This is a genomic window from Gordonibacter sp. (assembly GCF_036667095.1).
Classification (GTDB): domain Bacteria; phylum Actinomycetota; class Coriobacteriia; order Coriobacteriales; family Eggerthellaceae; genus Gordonibacter.
The window spans coordinates 1-3731 of record NZ_JAVWUP010000221.1 but is presented as its reverse complement, the minus strand read 5'-3'; the positions used below and the strand labels follow the sequence as shown (position 1 = coordinate 3731).

General features: G+C 59.5%; 2 protein-coding genes. Both read left to right on the top strand.

Annotated features, from left to right (window positions below):
* The first annotated feature begins 222 nt into the window (after positions 1-222).
* Positions 223-429 (top strand): YlcI/YnfO family protein, encoded by a 207-nt coding sequence (locus tag RR842_RS12760; RefSeq protein ID WP_332729988.1) that lies wholly within the window; start codon positions 223-225, stop codon positions 427-429.
* A complete protein-coding gene (locus tag RR842_RS12755) occupies positions 429-3698 on the top strand; it encodes a helicase-related protein (protein WP_332729987.1) in 3270 nt (1089 codons plus the stop codon). The genes RR842_RS12760 and RR842_RS12755 overlap by 1 nt, the downstream gene beginning before the upstream one ends.
* Positions 3699-3731: the final 33 nt, after the last annotated feature.

Sequence of the window (3731 nt, the reverse complement as noted above, 5' to 3'; positions counted from 1 at the left end):
CCAAGCCGATCCATGCGCGTTGTTCGACCGGCTTTGTGCGGGTGTCGTGAGGATGGGCGCAGCCCTGCGGTTCGCATGCCAAAAGCCCAAGCGGCGCTTGAGCGGAACAGGCATCCGAGGAATAAGCAATATCGCCGCCTTTGTAGGCCGAAAGCATAAGGTTAGTGATAGACTTATTCTATTGCGTGCATATTGCACTTTGCATAGTGATAGGAGACGCTGGTGAAATACAGTGACCTGCTCAACGAAGGCTCGTCCGAGGTGGACATCCAAAGGCACCTCGCTGGAGGCGACCCCGTAGCCATCACTATCAGAATCCCGAGAAACCTCAAAGAAGCCGCCGTGGAGGCAGCCGAGCTCAAGGGCATGACCTTCTCTGCCTACATACGCACCTGCCTTATCGACGACCTATCGAAAGGCGCGAAGTAATGGAGTTCTTGGACAACATCGGCCCCAATCGGCTCGGCGACGCCCTGGCGGCGAGCATCGACGAGGACGCGAAGCTATCCATCATCTCGTCCTACTTCACCATCTTCGCCTACGGCGAGCTGAAAGAGGAGCTTGCAAAGGTCGACGACCTGCGCTTCGTGTTCAGCGAGCCTACGTTCGTGAAGCAGATGCAGGAAGACAAGCAACCGCGCGAGTTCGTGCTGTCGAAGCGCTCTCGCGAGCGTGGCGTCGGCGGCATCGACCTCGAGCTCACGCTGAAGAACAACCTCAACCAGCGTGCGCTGGCGAAGGAATGCGCCGATTGGGTGCGCCGGAAGGCAACCTTCAAGACCGCGCGCCAAGCAGGGGCCATCCAGCCCGGTGGAACCTACCATGTCGAAAACCCGCACGGCGAAGACCAAGCGTTCATGGGCGCGAGCGCGGCCTTCACGCTCGAAGGGCTTGGCTACGAGCGCAAGCCCGGCGTCGTCACCGGCATCAGCCATTACGAGACCAGCTTGGAGGCGGCGGGCCTCAAGGCCATGTTCGATTCCGTCTGGGAAAACGAAGCCATGCTCGCCGAGGTGACCAACCAGGTTGTCGCGCAGGTGGAAACGCTCTACCGCGAGAACTCGCCTGAGTTCGTGTACTTCCTCACGCTCTACCATCTGTTCAGAGACTTCATGGAAGACTCTGAGGAAGACCCCATAAAACCAGGCCTGCGCTTCGAGGAATCCGTCGTGTGGAACAAGCTCTACGACTTCCAGCGCGATGCCGTGGTTGGCGCTATCCGCAAGCTTGAGAAATACAAGGGCTGCATCATCGCCGACAGCGTGGGCCTCGGCAAGACCTTCGAGGCGCTTGCCGTCATGAAGTACTACCAGGAGCGAAACGCCCGCATCCTCGTGCTCGCCCCTAAGCGCCTGCGCGACAACTGGACGCTGTACACCTCGAACGACGAGCGCAACATCCTCGCCGACGACCGCCTGAACTACGACGTCCTCAACCACACCGACCTTTCGCGCTACTTCGGGTACTCGGGCGACATCAACCTTGAATCCCTTCGCTGGGGCAACTACGACCTCCTTGTGATAGACGAGTCGCATAACTTCCGCAACAAGCCGACCGACACCACCAAGCGCAGCCGCTACGACCGCTTGATGGACGACATCATCAAGTCGGGAATCCGCACGAAAGTGCTCATGCTGTCTGCAACGCCGGTGAACAACCGTCTGCTCGACCTGCGCAACCAGATAGAAATCATCACGGAAGGCAACGACGAGTATCTGGCCGATACCGATAACATTCCCTCCATCACCCATGTGACCAAGGTCGCCCAGCAGCGCTTCGGCGAATGGAGCAAGCTGGAAGACGCGGCTCGCACCACCGAGAGCTTCGCCAACATGGTGAACGCCGACTACTTCAAGTTGCTCGACGTGCTCACCATCGCGCGCAGCCGCAAGCACATCACGAAGTACTATTCAGGCGGCAACACGAAGTTCCCCGAACGCCGCAAGCCCGTGTCGCTGCATCCACCCATCGACACGCTGGGAAAGCTGCCTTCAATCGCCGAGCTAAACGACATGATAGCCAGCCTGTCGTTCGCGCAATACCAGCTGCTCTCCTATGTCATGCCTAACAAGCAGGCTAAGTACGCCGAGCGTTATGGTGACACCTGGGGCAGCGACTTCGAGTCGCAAATCAACCGCACGCAAGCCGTAGCCAACCTCATGCGCGTGAACCTGCTCAAGCGCATGGAGTCGTCCGTGAACAGCTTTCGCATCACGCTCGAGCGCATCCTTGCGGGCGCGGAAAGCCTGGCGGCAAAACTCGAAGAGATGCAGGGAGCCTATTGCTTCGACGACACCTCCCTCGACGGCGAGTTCGACGACGCGGACGACGCTGCCGAGTTCGAGGCAGGCGGCAAGGTGCAGGTAGACCTGCGCGATGTTGACAGGTTGCGGGCAAGCCAAGACGTGGGCTACGACATCGAAACGCTGAAGGTGCTGCTGGCGTTCGCCGAAGAAGTGACGCCCGAACGCGACGCGAAGCTCACGGCGCTTACCGGTTTCATCGAGGACAAGGCAGACCACCCCTTCAACGAAGGCAACCGCAAGATCCTCGTCTTCAGCGCATTCGCCGATACCGTCCGCTACCTGTTCGACCAGCTGTCAGAGCCGCTGGCGAAGGCGCACAACCTCGAATGCGCCATGGTTACCGGTGCCCAGGGCAAGACCTACTCGCTCAAGCTCAAGCGCGCATCCTTCGAAAACGTGCTTGCGCATTTCTCCCCTAAGTCGAAGGAGCTACCGGAACGTGACCGGGTCAAGGGGGAAATCGACATCCTCTTCGCCACCGATTGCATATCCGAGGGCCAGAACCTGCAGGATTGCGACTGCCTCATCAACTACGACATCCACTGGAATCCCGTGCGCATCATCCAGCGCTTCGGCCGAATCGACCGCTTGGGCTCGGAAAACGCCAGCATACAGCTGGTCGACTTCTGGCCCGACATCGAGCTTGACGAGTACATTCAGCTGGAAAACCGCGTGAAGGGCCGCATGGCCTTGCTTGACGCTTCCGCCACCGGCGAGGAGAACGTGCTCGAAGGCAAGCGCAACGACGAGATGAACGACCTCAAGTACCGTCGCCAGCAGCTCGAGGCGCTGCGAGAAGAAGTGCTCGACCTCGAAGACATATCGGGCGGCATATCCATCACCGACTTCGCCTTCGACGACTTCCGCGTTGAGCTTCAGCGCTTCGCGAAGGACAACCCCGGGCTCTTGGAAGGCTCATCCATCGGGCTTCACGCCGTCGCGCGCATCCCCGAAGAGCTCTCAGGCGAGGTGGAGCCCGGCGTGGTGTTCTGCTGCAAGCAAAACGACGAAGCCCGCGACCCCAAGGACACCAACCCAGTGTTCCCTTATTACTTGGTGTATGTTACCGATTCTGGCGAGGTGCGCACGCGCCACACACAACCGAAGATCGCGCTCGATATCATGCGCGCGGCGTGCGCGGGCGTATCCGAGCCAGATGCGGAACGGTACAGCGCGTTCAACGCAGCCACTAAAGACGGCCTAGATATGAGCCATTACACCGTACTGCTTGAAAAGGCCGTAGCGAAGATAACGGGTGTCCAAGAGGCGAAGGGCATCGAGTCGCTGTTCACCTTGGGCGAAGTAGGAACCGGCGCGAGCCTTTCCTTTGACGACTACTCGCTCGTAAGCTTCGTGGTGTTGGTGCCATGTTGGGCTGGAACGACATCCTGAAGCTGCCCGCGAGCACCCTTGCAGGCGAACGCT

Coding starts and splice junctions, on each gene's coding strand:
- RR842_RS12755 (WP_332729987.1), top strand. CDS start 429: ATGGAGTTCTTGGACAACATCGGCCCCAATCGGCTCGGCGACGCCCTG.